The 17,812-nt window shown below is 69.7% G+C and carries 15 protein-coding genes; 14 read left to right on the top strand and 1 reads right to left on the bottom strand.

Translation table 11 applies throughout. The annotated features are described in order from the left end of the window. The first annotated feature begins 127 nt into the window (after positions 1 to 127). The 9 genes from steA to ACYVDG_RS25590 all read left to right on the top strand — a co-directional run bounded on the left by steA (position 128) and on the right by ACYVDG_RS25590 (position 10,393). Entirely contained in the window at positions 128 to 1,327 is a 1,200-nt protein-coding gene (gene steA / locus ACYVDG_RS25550; RefSeq protein ID WP_460758737.1) for a putative cytokinetic ring protein SteA, read from the top strand. Continuing rightward, entirely contained in the window at positions 1,324 to 2,376 is a 1,053-nt protein-coding gene (locus ACYVDG_RS25555; protein WP_460758739.1) for a copper transporter, read from the top strand. Before steA ends, ACYVDG_RS25555 begins: the two co-directional genes overlap by 4 nt. Before the next feature lie 28 nt (positions 2,377 to 2,404). Next, positions 2,405 to 3,487: a glycosyltransferase family 4 protein gene (locus ACYVDG_RS25560; protein ID WP_460758743.1), complete on the top strand. Its 1,083-nt coding sequence runs from the start codon at positions 2,405 to 2,407 to the stop codon at positions 3,485 to 3,487. 402 nt (positions 3,488 to 3,889) lie between these two features. Beyond that, positions 3,890 to 4,918 carry a TerC family protein gene (locus ACYVDG_RS25565; RefSeq protein WP_460758746.1) on the top strand — a complete coding sequence of 343 codons (1,029 nt, stop codon included), beginning with the start codon at positions 3,890 to 3,892 and terminating at the stop codon, positions 4,916 to 4,918. A 233-nt stretch (positions 4,919 to 5,151) separates the two neighbouring features. Continuing rightward, complete coding sequence (locus tag ACYVDG_RS25570) at positions 5,152 to 5,373, top strand: hypothetical protein (protein ID WP_460758749.1); 222 nt, start codon at positions 5,152 to 5,154, stop codon at positions 5,371 to 5,373. A 61-nt stretch (positions 5,374 to 5,434) separates the two neighbouring features. Further along, complete coding sequence (locus ACYVDG_RS25575; RefSeq protein WP_460758752.1) at positions 5,435 to 5,677, top strand: hypothetical protein; 243 nt, start codon at positions 5,435 to 5,437, stop codon at positions 5,675 to 5,677. Positions 5,678 to 6,233: 556 nt separating this feature from the next. Beyond that, complete coding sequence (gene uvrA / locus ACYVDG_RS25580) at positions 6,234 to 9,068, top strand: excinuclease ABC subunit UvrA (protein ID WP_460758755.1); 2,835 nt, start codon at positions 6,234 to 6,236, stop codon at positions 9,066 to 9,068. 143 nt (positions 9,069 to 9,211) lie between these two features. After that, positions 9,212 to 9,874, top strand: coding sequence for an RDD family protein (locus tag ACYVDG_RS25585; protein WP_460758758.1), 663 nt, complete (start codon positions 9,212 to 9,214; stop codon positions 9,872 to 9,874). 135 nt (positions 9,875 to 10,009) lie between these two features. Then, entirely contained in the window at positions 10,010 to 10,393 is a 384-nt protein-coding gene (locus tag ACYVDG_RS25590) for a Rieske (2Fe-2S) protein (protein ID WP_460758760.1), read from the top strand. A gap of 109 nt (positions 10,394 to 10,502) precedes the next feature. On the opposite strand, the gene ACYVDG_RS25595 is transcribed toward ACYVDG_RS25590, so the two are convergent. Further along, positions 10,503 to 11,660 carry a mechanosensitive ion channel family protein gene (locus tag ACYVDG_RS25595; RefSeq protein ID WP_460758761.1) on the bottom strand — a complete coding sequence of 386 codons (1,158 nt, stop codon included), beginning with the start codon at positions 11,658 to 11,660 and terminating at the stop codon, positions 10,503 to 10,505. Between the two features lie 178 nt (positions 11,661 to 11,838). Between ACYVDG_RS25595 and uvrC the strand changes: the two genes are divergently transcribed. The 5 genes from uvrC to whiA all read left to right on the top strand — a co-directional run bounded on the left by uvrC (position 11,839) and on the right by whiA (position 17,602). After that, positions 11,839 to 13,887, top strand: coding sequence for an excinuclease ABC subunit UvrC (uvrC, locus tag ACYVDG_RS25600; RefSeq protein WP_460758763.1), 2,049 nt, complete (start codon positions 11,839 to 11,841; stop codon positions 13,885 to 13,887). Next, positions 13,884 to 14,768, top strand: coding sequence for an RNase adapter RapZ (gene rapZ / locus ACYVDG_RS25605; RefSeq protein ID WP_460758766.1), 885 nt, complete (start codon positions 13,884 to 13,886; stop codon positions 14,766 to 14,768). Before uvrC ends, rapZ begins: the two co-directional genes overlap by 4 nt. Positions 14,769 to 14,892: 124 nt before the next feature. Beyond that, positions 14,893 to 15,870, top strand: a complete 978-nt coding sequence (locus tag ACYVDG_RS25610) for a gluconeogenesis factor YvcK family protein (RefSeq protein WP_460758768.1) — start codon at positions 14,893 to 14,895, stop codon at positions 15,868 to 15,870. Positions 15,871 to 15,994: 124 nt separating this feature from the next. Then, on the top strand, positions 15,995 to 16,420 hold the full coding sequence (locus ACYVDG_RS25615; RefSeq protein ID WP_460758770.1) for a DUF488 domain-containing protein: 426 nt from the start codon (positions 15,995 to 15,997) through the stop codon (positions 16,418 to 16,420). Between the two features lie 201 nt (positions 16,421 to 16,621). Continuing rightward, a complete protein-coding gene (gene whiA, locus ACYVDG_RS25620; protein WP_330094586.1) occupies positions 16,622 to 17,602 on the top strand; it encodes a DNA-binding protein WhiA in 981 nt (326 codons plus the stop codon). Positions 17,603 to 17,812 lie beyond the last annotated feature (210 nt).

Genomic DNA, 17,812 nt, shown 5'->3' on the forward strand with positions numbered 1-17,812 from the left:
CTCTCCCGGCGCTGTTTCGCGGTGTTCGTGCCGACCGGGCGCGGGCACCGTTGGCGGTTTGCCCCGAAAACGCCGCTCGGACCGCTGTTGTGACTCTGGGTAAGTAAATTCTGACATTATGTCAGTGATGAAGGTATCGGATGCGCTCAGAGCCACCATACGGTCGCGCCGGGCCCAAGGGGAGCTTCCCACCGGGTTGGTCGCTCCCGTCCGCTCGGACCGCCGCACCAAGAACCTGACCAGGCGGCTGCGCCCCGGGGACATCGCCGTGATCGACCACGTCGACCTGGACCGGGTCAGCGCCGAGGCCCTTGTGGGGTCCGGGGTGTCGGCGGTGCTCAACGTCGCCCGCGGTATCAGCGGCCGCTATCCCAACCAGGGGCCCGAGGTGATCGTGGCCGCCGGCATCCCCCTGGTGGACGACGTCGACCCCGAGGTCCTGGCCCGGGTCCGGGACGGGGAGCGCCTGCGACTCGAGGGCGCCACCCTGTACCGGGGCCGGGAGATCGTGGCGCAGGGGGTCCTCCAGAGCAAGGACACGGTCGCCGTGGCCATGGCCGAAGCCCGCGCCGGGCTCGCCACCCAGCTGGAGGCCTTCGCGGCCAACACCATGACCTACCTGGAGCGTGAGCACGACCTGCTCCTGGACGGCGTCGGCATCCCGGTGGTCGGTACCGCTATGGAGGGCCGCCACGTCCTCGTCGTGGTGCGCGGCTACCACCACCGTGAGGACATCGTCGCGCTCCGGCCGTACATCCGCGAGTTCCGACCGGTCATCATCGCGGTGGACGGCGGAGCGGACGCGGTGTTGGAGGCCGGGTACCGGCCCGACGTCATCGTCGGTGACTTCGACTCCGTCTCTGACCGGGCCCTGGCCAGCGGTGCCGAACTCGTGGTGCACGCCTACCGGGACGGGCGGGCACCGGGGCTCCAACGGCTCACCGACCTCGGCTACGAGACCGTGGTGTTCCCCTCCTCCGGGACCAGCGAGGACGCCGCGATGATGCTCGCCGACAGCTCCGGCGCCGACCTCATCGTGGCCGTCGGCACCCACGGCACGCTGGAGGAGTTCCTCGACAGGGGCCGCTCGGGCATGGCCAGTACCTTCCTCACCCGGCTCCGGGTCGGCGGGAAGCTGGTAAACGCCCAGGGAGTGAGCCGCCTCTACCGGTCCCGCATCTCCCCGTGGGCACTGTTCGGCCTGGTGGCCGCGTGCCTGCTCACCATCCTGGTCGCCGCCTACAGCTCGCCGGCCGGGCAGGACTACCTCACCTTTCTCGCTGCGCGCTGGGACGCGTTCGTCTACTGGATGACGGGGCTCTTGTGATCGACTTCCGCTATCACCTCGTTTCCGTCGTGGCGGTCTTCCTGGCCCTCACAGTCGGGCTCGTCCTGGGCAGCACGGTGCTGCAGGACCCCCTGCTCAACACGCTCCGGTCCGAGAGCGCGGACCTACAGGGAGAGAGCGAGGACCTGCGCGAGGAGCGCGACGACGCCGAACGCCTCAACGCCGGTGCCGACCAGTTGGCCGAGGCCGTGGCCGGAGACGTCCTGGCGGGCCGCCTGAGCGGCCTGGGCGTGGTGCTGGTCGCCGGGCCCGGGGCCGAAGAGGAGGCTGTGCGCGGGCTGGGCGGGCGCATCGCGGACGCGGGCGGGGAGGCCGTCGGCCACGTGTTCCTCGAGGACGCCATGCTGGACGGCGTCGGGTCCACCTTCGTCGACGAACTCACGCTCCAGGTCTCGGGTAACCCTGCAGGGCTCTCCGGTAGCCCTTACGACAAGGCCGGAGCCGAACTCGGCAGGGCGCTCGCCACGGAGGACGACCGGGCCGACGGCGACGACGAGGGTGACGACGCGGACGAGGGCTCGGACGGTCAAGCGGACGGCGCCGACGACTCAGCAGACGACACCGAGGAAACCGACGCGGAGGGATCCGACCCCGACCATGGCGCGGGCACTGTCCTGTCCGCCTTCCAAGAGGGCGGCCTGCTCGCCGTCGAGGGGTCACCCGCCCGGTCGGCCGATGCCCTGATCGTGGTGGCCCCCTCCCACACCCCCACGGGCGATCAGGAGACCGCCTACGGCATCCTGTCCGACCTCACCGCGGCACTGCACAGCGAGATCGGCGCGACCGTCCTAGCGGGGGACCCCGCCTCGGCCGGGGACGGAGGACTGCTGGCCCAGGTCCGCGCCGAGGAGCCCCCCTTCACTACCGTGGACGTGGTCGGGCGGCCCACCGGCGACGTGGCCGCGGTGCTCGCTCTCGCTGACGCCCTCGAAGGGCCCGGCGCTGCCTACGGCGTCGGCGAGGGTGTCTCCGGGTTCCTCCCCGATCCGCTGCCCGGCCCGGTCGAGCCGTCCCCGGCGGCGCCCTGACCGTACTCGAACGCAGGAGGGTGACGCGGTGAACGGCAGGATCGCACTGGTCGTCGGGACCGTCAGCGGCGGCGTGGGGCGCCATGTCCGGTCGCTGGGGGAGGGGTTGCTCCGGCGCGGATACCGGGTGGCGGTGATCGGGCCGCCCTCCGTCGATCGGGAGCTCGGACTGTCATCGTCCGGGATGCGCTTCTCACCGGTCCAGATCGGCCCGGTGCCGTCCCTTGGCGACCCCGGCGCGCTGCTGCGGTTGCGTGCGCTGTTGCGCGGCGCCGACGTGGTGCACGCGCACGGAGTGCACGCCGGGGCCCTGTGCGCGTTGGCGGGGACCCGGCCGCTGGTGGTCACGGCGCACAACGCCCCGCCCACCGCTTCGGGGACGACGGGGGCGGTCTTCCCGCTGCTGGAGCGGATCGTGGCCCACCGGGCGGACATCGTTCTGGGGGTCTCCGGTGACTTGGTGCGCAGCCTGCACGAGGCTGGCGCGCGCGATGCCCGGATGGCGGTGGTCGCCGCACCGGAGACGGGGCGGCCGCTGAAGGGCCGGGAGGACACCCGGGCGGACCTGGCCGTCCTTCCGGAGCGGCCGCTCCTGCTGACGGTGGCGCGACTGGCGGAGCAGAAGGGGCTGGACATGCTGCTCGAGGCGGCACCGGCGATCGCCGACCGAGTACCCGAGCCGGTGGTGGCGATCGCGGGGGACGGACCCCTGTGGGGGGAGCTCCATGACACCGCGGCCGAGATGGACACCGACGTGCGCATGCTCGGGCACCGCAGTGACGTCGCGGATCTGCTGGCGGCAGCGGACGTCTTCTGCCTGACCAGTCAGTGGGAGGGGGCCTCGCTGGTGATCATGGAGGCGCTCCGCGCCGGGCTGCCCGTGGTCGCCACCAAGGTGGGCGGCATCCCCGACCTGTACGCGGGGACGGTCCTCATGGTGCCGCCCGGTGACCCTGACGCGTTCGCGGCGGCGGTCGGCCGGGTGCTGGACGACCCCGGACTCGCCGCCCGTCTGCGCGCCCGCTCCCGTGAGGCGGCCCGTGGACTGCCCAGCGAGGAGGACGCGGTGGAGGCGGCGTGCTCGGTGTACAAGTCCGTGGCCCGGTGGTGACAGCACCGCGTCCGAGGCGGTCCACCCTGGCAGCCGGGCCCAAAGCCGTCCCCCCGGGTGCCTTTGCCTTAGCGGCTGCACCGGGGCCGGATATCCCCGCGGTCTGGTGGGTGTGTCCCGGAGGTGTGGTGACTACAACCGCGCGGGCGACTTCCTTAGAGAGGGCTTTACTGGCATGCTTGGGTCTGGTTCGGATCGCGTACGCTGTTCTGGTGCGCTTTTCGCGCCTGCTTCACCACGTGAGGGGAGTATCCCTGTCGCGGCGGCGCCGTCATCACGGAGTACATCGGCGTGCTCCCGGTTCCGCCGGTTCACACCGTCCGCGTGTGAACGGGAGAGACCTCCGGTTAACCGTCGTGCGTGCATAACGCTCGCGCGCACCAACCGGAGGAGAGTCCGTCCGTGAACGTTCCCCTGTGGGTTTGGGCTGCCACGATCGCAGCCATGATCCTGATCCTGACGCTGGATCTGATCATCGTCGACCACCCGTGGAGCAAGACGAAGGGTCCCAAGGAGTTCGGGATCCGCCAGGCCGCCTGGTGGGCCGCCTTCTACATCGGCATCGCCATCGTGTTCGGCCTCGGAGTCATGTACTTCGGAAACGTCACCTCGGGTGCCGAGTACTTCGCCGGGTTCGTCACCGAGAAGAGCCTGAGCATCGACAACCTCTTCGTGTTCTACCTGCTGATGACCGCGTTCGCGGTTCCCAAGCGGTACCAGCACGAGGTCCTGCTCGTCGGCATCGTCCTCGCGATCATCATGCGCGGCATCTTCATCGTCCTGGGCGCCCAGGTCATCAACGCCTGGAGTGAGGTCTTCTACCTCTTCGGCGCCTTCCTCATCTACACCGGCTACAAGATCCTCCGGGACCACGTGAAGGGTGGCGACGAGGAGAAGGACTTCACCCAGACGCCGGTCGTGCGCCTGGTCAAGCGCTTCTGGCCGGTGACGAAGGACTACCACGGCGCCAAGCTGACCGTGAAGCTCGACGGCCGCCGCCACGTCACCCCGATGCTGCTGGTCATCGTCGCGATCGGCGTCATCGACCTGGTCTTCGCCGTCGACTCCATCCCGGCGATCTTCGGCCTTACCCAGGACGCCTACATCGTCTTCACCGCCAACGCCTTCGCCCTGATGGGTCTGCGCCAGCTCTACTTCCTGCTGGCCGGGCTCATGGACCGGCTGGCCTACATCAGCTGGGGCCTGTCCGCGATCATGGTCTTCATCGGTGTGAAGATGGTCCTGCACGCCCTGCACGAGAACGGTGTGGACGTCATGGAGGTCGGTATCGGCGTCTCGCTGACCGTCATCCTCGGCATCATGACCGTCACCGTCGTCGGCAGCCTGATCAAGTCCGGCATCGACAAACGCAGGAAGGAGGCCGTCGCCGCCGACCGCGACGCGGTCTCCGCCGACAAGGGCGAAGCCTAGGCCGGCGTCCAGGAGCAGCCTCTTGGGGACGGAAATGCCTCCGCCGGAGTGGTACGGGCCGGATCGACCGTGCGGAAACCGTGGCTGGTCAGCACCTGGGCCGTGAACGACTACGTCGGCCACCTCCTGGCCGCCGGGCGGGGAGGTACCGGGCACCGCGTAGTAGTCGCGTCGGGGCATGCGAGGCCGGGAGCGCTTGGCGCTCCCGGCTCCTGCAGCGGCGCTGCGACGGCATGTCGTCAAGCGTCCTGCGGCAGCGGCTCACAGAGCTCCAAGAGGCTCGACTCGCCGAGGTGCTGCCCGACGGCAACTACAGCCTCACCCCGCTCGGCCACGACGCCCGCGAGGCCCTCGATCCGGTCATCGCGTGGTCACGGCGGTGGGCCGCCGAGCTTGCCGACGCCCCGCCCGCTGCCGCCGAGGATGCCGACGACAGCCAGCGCAACCGGTTCTGACAGCGGTCCGCGCGAGACTCAAGTTGTCGGCGCGTAACCACAGGACTGGAGAGCGCGGACCATGCCAGAGTTCCCCGCACCGGCGGCGCGAACCGCCGTCGCCGCTGCCCGGGCCGGGGATGAGTCGAGCCACGGCATCACCACCGCGTGGAGCGTTCCGGAAGGCCTGGCGGTCGTGGCCGAGATCCGCGCCATCGCCGAGACGGGAGCCGACCTCGTTTCGGTCGGCGAGTTGACGCACAGCGCGCCCGCGCTGGACCTGACGATGAGGGTGACGGCCGACCCGGTGCCATGCCCGAGGTAGTGGTCATCGACGAGTGCCAGCGGCAGGGCCGGGGCGGCAGCCCGACCGCTGTTCTCGACGAAGCGTCGTTCACCGACGAGGAGCGGTGCCGCATTCCCGGGGAACTGGGCACTGCGGACGCCGCCGCGTCACCCGGGCACCCGAGCTCATGGCGGTCACAGTCGGCCTCGACCTTGCTGGCAATGCCGTCCTCGGCAACGGCGGACCTCCCGGAACCGGCTGAACCGTCACCGATGCCCTGAGGCATTACACGGAGAACTTGACGGGAACCGCGCGAAATCGAACACGCGTTCGTCTATAGTGGTGGCACCCGCGGCGCCGGAGCGCTATGGGTACCACCACTTCTGTGCGGTGGAAGAAACTGTCACCGGCGATCGTTAGTCTTGTCGGGCAGGGAGTAAGTACCACCTCCCGCATTCCCTCAGCGGCCCGGTTCCGAGGCCGCGCGGCCCCGAGGGGCCTGCGACCGCCGTACCGCGAAGCCACACACGGGTACCAGCGACGTCAAGCGACGTAGTCCGCGTCCTGTGCTCAGAGCCGAAGGATGTCTCACTCGATGGTCGAACAACTCGTGGTCCGTGGAGCACGGGAGCACAACCTCAAGGACGTGTCCCTGGACCTGCCGCGCGACTCGATGATCGTGTTCACCGGCCTGTCCGGTTCGGGCAAGTCATCGCTCGCCTTCGACACGATCTTCGCCGAGGGCCAGCGCCGCTACGTCGAGTCTCTGTCGGCGTACGCCCGCCAGTTCCTCGGCCAGATGGACAAGCCCGACGTCGACTTCATCGAGGGACTGTCACCCGCGGTGTCCATCGACCAGAAGTCGACCAGCCGCAACCCGCGTTCCACCGTCGGCACCATCACCGAGGTCTACGACTACCTGCGCCTGCTCTGGGCCCGCGTGGGTGTTCCGCACTGCCCGGAATGCCGTCGCGAGATCGCCCGTCAGACGCCGCAGCAGATCGTCGACCGGGTCATGGAGATGACCGAGGGCACCCGCTTCCAGGTGCTCGCGCCGGTCGTGCGCGGCCGCAAGGGCGAGTACATCGAACTCTTCAAGGACCTGCAGTCCAAGGGCTTCACCCGCGCCGTCGTCGACGGCCAGGCGGTCCGGCTGGACGAGGCCCCCAAGCTCGGCCGCTACGACAAGCACGACATCGCCGTGGTCGTCGACCGGCTCAGCGTCAAGCCCAGCGCCAACGGCCGGCTCACCGACTCGGTGGAGACCGCCCTCAAACTGGCCGGGGGCACCATCGTCCTGGACTTCGTCGACCTGGACACCGACGACCCCGAGCGCGAGAAGGTCTTCTCGGAGCACCTGTACTGCCCCTACGACGACCTCTCCTTCGAACAGCTCGAACCGCGCTCCTTCTCGTTCAACGCCCCCTACGGCGCCTGCCCCGACTGCTCCGGCCTGGGCACCCGGATGGAGGTCGACGCCGACCTGCTGGTGCCCGACCCCGAGAGGTCCCTGTCCGAGGGCGCCATCGCCCCCTGGTCGGGCGGGCACAACGGCGGCTACTGGGAACGCATCCTCAAGGCCCTGGGCGAGGCGGTCGGCTTCGGCATGGACACCTCCTGGGAGCGCCTGCCCCGCGCCGCGCGCAAGGCGATCCTGGAGGGCCACCACACCCAGGTCCACGTCAGTTACCGGAACCGGTACGGGCGCAGCCGCTCCTACTACACGGAGTTCGAGGGTGTGGTGCCGTGGGTCAAGCGCCGCCACGCGGAGGTGGAGAGCGACCACACCCGGGAGCGGCTCGAGGGCTACATGCGGTCCGTGCCCTGCCCGACCTGCGATGGCACCCGCCTGAAGCCGGTCGTACTGGCGGTCACCGTCGGCGGCAAGTCCATCGCGGAGGTCGCCTCGATGTCGCTCAGCGACAGCGCGGACTTCCTGGCCGGCCTCACGCTGTCCGACCGGGACATGGTCATCGCCGCGCAGGTGCTCAAGGAGATCAACGCGCGGCTCGGCTTCCTGCTGGACGTGGGGCTGGACTACCTCAGCCTGTCCCGCTCCTCCGGATCGCTCTCCGGGGGCGAGGCCCAGCGCATCCGGCTGGCCACCCAGATCGGCTCCGGCCTGGTGGGTGTCCTCTACGTGCTGGACGAGCCGTCCATCGGCCTGCACCAGCGCGACAACGCCCGGCTCCTGGAGACGCTCCAGCGGCTGCGCGACATCGGCAACACGCTCATCGTCGTCGAACACGACGAGGACACCATCCGCTCCGCCGACTGGGTCGTGGACATCGGTCCGGGCGCGGGCGAGCACGGCGGACACGTCGTGGTCTCCGGCATCGTCGACGAACTCCTCACCTCGTCCGAGTCGCTCACCGGCGACTACCTCGCCGGGAGGCGGGTCATCCCCCTTCCGGCCGTGCGCCGCCCCCTCACCAAGGGGAACGAGCTCGTGGTCAGGGGAGCGAGGGAGAACAACCTCGACGGTATCGACGTCGCCTTCCCACTGGGTGTGTTCACCGCCATCACCGGGGTCTCCGGTTCCGGCAAGTCCACGCTGGTCAACGAGATCCTGTACAAGGCCCTGGCCAAGGAGCTCAACGGCGCGCGCAGCGTGCCCGGCCGCCACCTGCGGGTCAACGGCATGAACAAGGTCGACAAGGTGGTGCACGTCGACCAGAGCCCGATCGGCCGCACCCCGCGTTCCAACCCGGCGACCTACTCCGGCGTCTTCGACCACGTGCGCAAGCTGTTCGCGCAGACCACCGACGCCAAGACGCGCGGCTACCAGCCGGGGCGGTTCTCCTTCAACGTCAAGGGCGGCCGCTGCGAGGCGTGCTCCGGTGACGGCACGCTCCGGATCGAGATGCAGTTCCTGCCCGACGTGTACGTGCCCTGCGAGGTCTGCCACGGTGCCCGGTACAACCGGGAGACCCTCCAGGTGAAGTACAAGGGCAAGAGCATCTCCGAGGTGCTCGACATGCCGATCACCGAGGCGCTGGAGTTCTTCGAGCCGGTCAACGCGATCCGCCGCCACCTGCAGACCCTGGACGACGTCGGGCTGGGCTATGTGCGCCTGGGCCAGCCCGCCACCACGCTGTCCGGCGGCGAGGCCCAGCGGGTCAAGCTCGCGGCCGAGCTGCAGCGCCGTTCCACCGGCCGGACCGTGTACGTGCTCGACGAGCCCACCACCGGACTGCACTTCGAGGACATCCGCAAGCTCCTCGGGGTCCTCAACCGGCTGGCTGACAGCGGCAACACGGTGATCGTCATCGAGCACAACCTGGACGTGATCAAGACCGCCGACCACGTCATCGACATGGGTCCCGAGGGCGGTTCCGGCGGCGGCCTGGTCGTGGCCGAGGGAACGCCGGAAGAGGTCGCCGCGGTCGCCGAGTCCTACACCGGGCAGTTCCTGGCGAAGATGCTCTAGCCGAAGCGCGCCGAGACGGTATGGCGCCCGTGCTGTGGCCCTGGACCCACAGCACGGGCGTTCGCTCTGTCCGGGCCTCGGTAGAGTCGGGTATGTCCCCGCCCTGACCCGCGCCCGCCCCCAACAGGAGGTTCGTCGTCACCATGAACGCTGCCCCGCCCCCGCACGAACCCGACCGGGGGACGACGCGGTGGGGGCATCCGCCCCACCAGGGCACCCCGCCGAACCAGGGTCCGGGCCCGGCGAAGGATCCCCAGGGTGCGCCGAACGCCGGGGGTCCCCAGCCCCCGCCGCCGGCCGAGGGCGCCAGGTACCCGTTGGCCCGCTGGTCCGCACGGGCGGCGGCGCGCCTGGTCGACCTGGCCGTGATCGCCCTGCCCGCGCTGGTGGTGAGCCTGATCTTCGCGTTCACCTGGGCCGGGGCGCGGGCGGTCTTCGGCGGTTCGACCATGGACCTGGGGGCCCGGGTCTGGTTCCTGCTCTGGCCGACCGTGTTCCTCCTGTACACCGGGTACGAGACGTACGCGGTCTCGCGCTGGAAGCAGACTTTCGGCAAGCGCGTGATGAACCTGAAGGTGGCCCCGCTGGCCTCCGGGGGACAGCTGGGGGAGATCCCGCTCGCCTCCGTGATGGTCCGCGCCGCCCTGTACGCCTTCCCCGCACTGCTGTTCTTCACCGGGGCGTTCTGGTTCGTGCTGGTCTTCGTGATGGCGGTCCTCATCGGCGGCATGGCGGCGTGGAACCGACCCAACCAGCAGGGCTTGCACGACAGGATCGCCGGAACCGTGGTCCTCGACGTCCGCTGAGCCGTCGGGGGCTCCAGTGCCGACGGGGACCCCCGGTCAGGTCACCCTCCCTCTTCTACTACAGTTCGTAGTTGGAATTCAGGCGCAGGTGAGGAGCGTTCGGACGTGGCCGGAAACAGGACATGCGGGTGCGGGATGAGCAGGCGCGGGCTGCTCGGTACGGCGGGGGCCGCGGCGGCCGTGACCGCCGTGAGCGCCTGCGGCGAGCCACCCGCCGCGCAGGAGATCCGGCGCGGCCACGTGGTCGGTCAGACCACGGAGGTGCCCGAGGGCGGCGGGGCGGTGTTCAGCCACAGCAAGCTGGTGGTCACCCAGCCCGAAGAGGGCGAGTACAAGGCCTTCAGTGCTTCCTGTACCCACGGGGGCTGCACGGTCCAGGAAGTCGACGAGGTGATCCGCTGCCTGTGCCATGGCAGCCAGTTCGACATCGCCTCGGGCGAGCCGGTGGCCGGGCCCGCCGACGACCCGCTGGAACCGTTCACCGTGACGATCGACGGTACCGACATCATCCTCGACTGAGCCGCACGTACTGGCTGCTCGCGGCCGTCTGAGACGGGCACACGACGACGGAGCCCCACCGAGTGCGTCTCGGTGGGGCTCCGTCGTGTACGGGGTGGAGAGAAGGCTTCTAAACCTCTTCGGGGTTTCCGGCCTGGGCCGAACCGTTGGTGTCGTGGGCGGCGCCGGAGGCCGCGGTGGCACGGCGGAACGCCGACGTGGGGAACTCCGCCGCGTAGGCGGCTTCGTCCTCGGGGGCGCCGGTGACGAATTCGGTGCGCTTGCGGGGAAGGGACTGCGGGTAGTTCGTGGACAGCCAGCCGATGAGGTGCTCGCGGATCTCGCAGGCGATGTGCCACTGGTCGCCGGTGTCGGCGGCGGTGGCGACGATCCGCACCAGGACCTCGCCGGTCTCGCTGATGTCCACGACCTGGCAGGACCAGCTGCGCCCGTCCCAGTGCTTGCTGGAGGTGACCAGCTTCCCGGCCTCCTCGCGGAGCTCACCGATCGGCACCTCCCAGTCCAGGGGAAGCTGCACCTTGGCGGTGATGTTGGTGCCGTGTTTCGTCCAGTTCTCGAAGCTGGTCGTGGTGAAGTTGGCCACCGGAACGACCAGGCGGCGCTCGTCCCAGATCTTGATGGTGACGTTCACCAGGCTGAGCTCCTCGACCCGGCCCCACTCGCCCTCGACCACGACGACGTCGCCGAGCCGCAGGGCGTCGCTGAAGGCCAGCTGGAGTCCGGCGAACAGGTTGCCCAGGGTCGACTGGGCGGCAACACCGGCGACGATACCGATCACACCGGCGGAGGCCATGAGGCCGGCTCCGAGTGCCTGGACCTCGGGAAAGGTGAACAGGATCGCGGAGACCGCCAGGACGACGACAATGGAGGTGATGACCCGGCGCAGGAGGCGGACCTGGGTCTGGATGCGGCGGGCGCGGCGGTCCGCGTCGCCGTTGCTGGCCGAGAGGCGCTCCAGGACCATGTCCGTGGCCGCGTAGGCCAAGCTGAGGATCAGAGCGGTCAGGGACGCGATCATCAGGATCGTCATCGCGTGATTGATGGTCTGGTAGGTGCTCCACCCGACGTCGCTCACGCTGGGGAGCGCGAGGTTGGCGCCCACCACTGCCGCGGCGGTGTAGGCGGTGATCGCGGAGCGCGCGACCACGTAGCGGGCCATCGGCCAGACCTTGCCCAACTTGTGGTTGAGCAGCCACTGGAGAACGAAGACCAGGACCATCGAAACCGCGACGGCGATGCCGATCGCGGTCCATTGGGCAACGTCCACGACGAAGAGCCCCCTTGTCGTTCATGTCGGTAAGTTCGTGTGTACCCGCCCAAGGTAGACCATCCAGATATCCAATCGTGACGTTTGGCGGGTCGGATTGCCGTTTAGTGATGGGCTACACGGGCCGCGCCACCAGGCGAGGTGGTCGTCTGTCCCCGGGACACACCAGAATGGGGCCATGGCTGCGACTCCTCACCTGCGACCCGCACCCGGTTCCATCCCGACCGAACCGGGTGTCTACCGCTTCCGGGACGCGTCGGACCGCGTGATCTATGTGGGCAAGGCCAAGAACCTGCGGTCGAGGCTGTCCTCCTACTTCCGCGACTTCGCCGGACTCCACCCCCGTACCCAGCAGATGGTCTCCACCGCCGCCGACGTCGACTGGACGATCGTCGGCACCGAGGTCGAGGCGCTCCAGCTCGAGTACTCCTGGATCAAGCAGTACAACCCGCGGTACAACGTCAAGTACCGGGACGACAAGAGCTATCCCTACCTCGCGGTGACCCTGAACGAGGAGTTCCCACGAGTACAGGTGATGCGCGGCGCCAAGCGCAAGGGGGTGCGCTACTTCGGTCCGTATTCGCACGCCTGGGCGATCCGGGAGACCGTCGACCTGCTGCTGCGGGTCTTTCCGGTGCGCACCTGTTCGGCCGGGGTCTTCCGGGGGGCGCGCAGCAGCGGCCGCCCCTGCCTGCTCGGCTACATCGGCAAGTGTGTGGCCCCCTGCGTGGGCAAGGCCAGCCCCGAAGAGCACCGGGAGCTGGTGGAGGACTTCTGCTCCTTCCTCGCCGGTGACACCGGTCGCTTCATCCGCGAGCTGGAGGGCCGGATGACCGAAGCGGCCAAGGAGATGGAGTACGAGCGGGCCGCCCGGATCCGCGACGACATCGAGGCCCTGCGCGCCGCCCTGGAGAAGCAGGCCGTGGTCCTGCCCGACTCCACCGACTGCGACGTCATCGCCCTGGCCGAGGACCCCTTGGAAGCGGCGGTCCAGGTCTTCAACGTGCGCGGCGGCCGGATCCGGGGCCAGCGCGGCTACGTGGTGGACAAGGTCACCGACGCCGGCCCCGATGAGCTCATGGAGACCCTCCTCGGCCAGCTCTACGGACCGCTCGACGGATCGGACGAGACGGAGGGCACCGGTACTGCGGTGCCCCGTGAGATCCTGGTGTCGCACGAGCCCGCCGACCCCGGCGCCCTCGCCGCCTGGCTCTCGCAGCACCGGGGATCGGCGGTGGACCTGCGCGTACCGCAGCGCGGAGACAAGAAGTCCCTCATGGAGACGGTCGACAAGAACGCACGCGAGGCGCTCGCCCGGCACAAGACGCACCGGGCCGGGGACCTGAGTACCCGCAGCAGGGCGCTCAACGAGATCCAAGAGGCGCTGGACCTGCCCGAGGCGCCGCTGCGCATCGAGTGCTTCGACATCTCCAACCTCCAGGGCGAGCACGTCGTGGCGTCGATGGTGGTCTTCGAGGACGGGCTGGTACGCAAACCGGAGTACCGCCGCTTCTCGGTCCGCGGCAGCGGAGCCGGGGGAGCCGAACAACACGACGTCGCCGCCATGTACGAGGTGGTCAAGCGCCGTTTCCGCCGCTACCTGGAGGAGAGCGCGCGCTCCGGAGAGGTGGTCCGCATGGGTGACACCGATGACCACGGCGGCCACCAAGGCCAGGGGGAGCCATCCTCCGGCAGAGATGAACCCGCCCCCGGAAGATTCGCCTACCCCCCTAATCTGGTGGTTGTGGACGGTGCCCGGCCCCAAGCCGCGGCGGCACGGCGCGCCCTGGACGAGCTCGGGATCGACGACGTGGCTGTCTGCGGCCTGGCCAAGCGCTTGGAGGAGGTGTGGTTGCCCGACGACGAGGACCCGGTGATCCTCCCGCGCACTGGAGAAGGCCTCTACCTGCTCCAGCGGGTACGCGACGAGGCCCACCGCTTCGCCATCCAGTACCACCGGCAGAAGCGCGCCAAGGCGCTCACCGGGAGCAGTCTGGACGAGCTCCCGGGGCTCGGGCCCGCGCGCAGGACGGCCCTCATCAAGGAGTTCGGCTCGGTCAAGCGGCTGGCCTCGGCGAGCGCCGAGGAGATCGCCGCCGTTCCCGGAATCGGCCCCAAACTGGCTGAGGCGGTTCACGAGCACCTGTCCGGCGGCCCCGGTCGGCGGGATGGGGAGAGCGACGGGGCGAAGGCAAGTCAGAGTACAGACGGGGGAGGAGACACATGACGGTCGAACTAGGCGGGGAACTGCCGCCCGAGGTGGTCATCGTCACCGGGATGTCCGGTGCGGGTCGCAGCACGGCGGCCAGGGCTTTGGAGGACCTGGACTGGTTCGTGGTGGACAACCTGCCTCCGGGGCTGCTGCCGACGATGATCGAGCTGGCGGGCCGTACCCACGGGGCGGTCCCCCGGGTCGCGGTGGTGGTGGACGTGCGTTCCCTTGCCTTCACCGAGGACCTGCTGTCCACGGTCGAGGAGCTGCGCAAGCGCGACATCACGGCGCGGGTGCTCTACCTGGAGGCCGGGGACGACGCCTTGGTCCGCCGGTTCGAGGGGGTCCGCCGCCCGCACCCACTGCAGGGGGACGGTCGGGTGACCGACGGCATCGCCCGCGAGCGCGAGACGCTGCTGGCCATCCGGGGCGACGCCGACCTGGTGATCGACACCTCCCAGCTCAACGTGCACCAGCTCAAGGCCCGGGTGATCGGTTTCTTCGGCGAGAGCGGCGAGGTGCGCCCGCGCGCCAACGTGGTCTCGTTCGGTTTCAAGCACGGCCTTCCGGTCGACGCCGACCTGGTCCTCGACTGCCGCTTCCTCCCGAACCCGCACTGGGTGCCTGAGCTCAGACCGATGAACGGCCGCGACGAGCCGGTGCGTGACTACGTGCTCTCCCAGGACGGCGCCAAGGAGATGCTGGAGGCCTACTCGGAGGTTCTGAAGCTGACGCTCGCCGGCTACCAGCGCGAGGGCAAGCACTACATGACGCTCGCGGTGGGCTGTACCGGGGGTAAGCACCGCAGCGTGGCCATGACCGAACAGTTCGCCGACCGGCTCCGTACCCAGGGAGTGGACGTGCACGTCGTGCACCGGGATGTGAGCCGGGAGTAACCGGACGTGACCGGGACCGGCCAACTCTGGGGCCTCGGTGCGAACCGAATCGCCAAGTGTGGCGTCTTCCCTTACATTGGCCCGGTCGTTATTGGTGCCGGTCCGGAGGGGGCAGGCCGTAGGCATGTCGAAGAGCACGGCGTCGGACAGCGGCGATGAGTCGCGACCTCCCCGAGTGGTCGCGCTAGGAGGCGGGCACGGCCTGCACGCCTCGTTGTCGGCGCTACGCCGGGTGACCACGGATGTCACCGCGATCGTGACGGTCGCCGACGACGGTGGCTCCAGCGGCCGACTGCGGGAGGAGCTGGGCGTGCTTCCGCCCGGCGACCTGAGGATGGCCCTGGCCGCGCTGTGCGGGGACGACGAGTGGGGGCACACCTGGAGCCACGTGCTCCAGCACCGGTTCCGTTCGGAGGGTGACCTGCACGGCCACGCGGTCGGCAACCTCTTGATCGTCGCCCTCTGGGAGCTCCTGGGCGACTCCGTGGCCGGGCTGGACTGGGTGGGCCAGCTGTTGGGCGCCCACGGCCGGGTCCTGCCGATGTCGTCGGTGCCGTTGGAGATCGCCGCGGAGGTGTCGGGGACCGACCCGGAACGGCCCGACCAGCTCACCACGGTGCGAGGCCAGGTGGCCTGTGCCAGTACCAGCGGCCAGGTGCGCTCCATCGGGCTGGTCCCCGAGGAACCGCCCGCCAGCCCGCAGGCGGTCAAGGCCGTGCGCGAGGCCGACTGGGTGGTCTTCGGTCCCGGATCCTGGTTCACCAGCGTGCTCCCGCACCTGTTGGTCCCGGAGCTGGCCGACGCCCTGGTCACCACCCGCGCCAAACGCCTGGTCGCCCTGAACCTCTCTCCGCAGCGCGGAGAGACCGACGATTTCCGTCCCGAGACCTATCTCGAGGTGCTGCACGAGCACGCCCCCAAACTGGGGGTGGACGTGGTGCTGGCCGACCGGGGGAGCGTGGAGGACAGCGGGCCGCTCCGGGCGGTGGCGGGCCAGCTCGGCGGCCGACTGGAGCTCGACGATCTGAGCCGGGGCGACGGAACGCCCAGGCACGATCCCGACAGGCTGGCCCAGGCCCTGGAACGCATCCTGGAGGCCTGAAGGGGCCTTTGGGTGCCGGGGTTGGTGAGGCCACTGGGCTTGGTGGGGCGATGGCGCCGCCCGGAGGCCGATTCTTGGGGAGCGCGCGGGTTCGCCGTGACCGCGGCCCGGGAAGGGCAGTCCCATGGCTGAACACCACGTTTACCTGGAACGCGTCTACGACGAGGTGCGGGCCGAAGAGCATCCCGGTCGGGCGGAGGCGTCCCCGCCCGGGCCCCGGTTCCTCGTGGACCGCCTCTGGCCGCGCGGCGTGCGCAAGACCGAGGTGGCGGGCGATCTCTGGGTCAAGGACGCCGCACCCAGCCCCGAACTCCGCAGGTGGTTCGGGCACGCCCCGGAACGCTTCGCCGAGTTCGCCGAACGGTACCGGGCCGAGTTGGACCGCCGCCCCGAGGTACTCGAGCCGATCCTGGCGGCGGCGCGCAGGGGGCCGGTCACCCTGCTCTACGCCGCCAAGGACACCGAGCACAACCACGCGGTCGTCCTGCGAGAGTACGTGGAGTCCCTGCTGGCCGACTCCGGTACCGGCGGCAAGCACGGGAGCAATTGACCGCACACCGCCACGAAGGCCGACACGCCGCCTGTGAGCAGGGAAGGCGGAGCGGCAACACGCCGTGAGGGGGTCGGTGTTAAGGCGCGTGTCACGTAGTCTGCATCGAGAAAGCCGCCCGTGGCAGAGCCCGCGGCGGCACCCCCGGTGTCTGAGTGTGGGGCGCCGGTGTTCTGCCAGTTCAAGGGGAGGATCGCAGCGATGGCGATGACCGGCGTGGTGAAGGATGAGTTGAGCCGTCTGGCGATTCTCAAGCCATGCTGCCGCAAGGCGGAGGTGTCCACCATCCTGCGTTTCACCGGAGGCCTGCACCTCGTGGGCGGCCGGATCGTGATCGAGGCCGAACTCGACACCGGTGCCGCTGCCCGGCGGTTGCGCAAGGACATCTCGGAGGTTTTCGGCCACGAGTCCGAGGTCGTGGTGCTCTCGCCGAGCGGACTGCGCAAGGGGAACCGGTACGTGGTGCGGGTGATCAAGGACGGCGAGTCCCTGGCCCGGCAGACCGGCCTGGTCGACAACAACGGCCGCCCGGTGCGCGGCCTGCCCCGCCACGTGGTCGCGGGCGGCGCCTGTGACTCCGAGTCCGCCTGGCGCGGCGCCTTCATCGCGCACGGCTCCCTCACCGAGCCGGGCCGCTCGATGTCACTCGAGGTCACATGTCCCGGCCCCGAAGCCGCGCTGGCCCTGGTCGGCGCGGCCCGCCGCCTCAAGGTGCACGCCAAGGCGCGTGAGGTGCGCGGAGTGGACCGGGTGGTGGTGCGGGACGGGGACTCGATCGGGGCGCTGCTCACCCTGCTGGGCGCACACCAGAGCGTGCTGGCCTGGGAGGAGCGCAGGATGCGCCGGGAGGTGAGGGCCACCGCGAACCGGCTCGCCAACTTCGACGACGCCAACCTGCGGCGCAGTGCCCGGGCCGCGGTCGCGGCGGGCGCCCGGGTGGAGCGTGCCCTGGAGATCCTGGGGGAGGAGGCGCCCAAGCACCTGGTGGCCGCCGGCCAGCTGCGCCTGGCGCACAAGCAGGCCTCCCTGGAGGAGCTCGGCCAACTGTCCGTTCCTCCGCTGACCAAGGACGCCATCGCTGGACGTATTCGCAGGCTGTTGGCCATGGCGGACAAGCGTGCCAGCGATCTGGGCATCGAGGGAACAGAGGCGAACCTCACTCCTGACATGCTCGTCCCCTGACCGGGCGCTGGCCGGGAACCGGCCGGAACGGCGCGGAAACACGGATGTTCGGCTTTGTTAACTGCGAAAACTCCCGGATAACTTCCGAAAATGGTATAGACCTCTCCGCCGTGCAATGCCAGGATGGTCGCGAACCCGGGAGAGGGTGACGGGTCGTCAGACATGGGGTAGGAACTGCTCCCCGTCAGCATTCCGCTAGGCTCTTTGTGA

The organism is Nocardiopsis oceani, assembly GCF_054777395.1.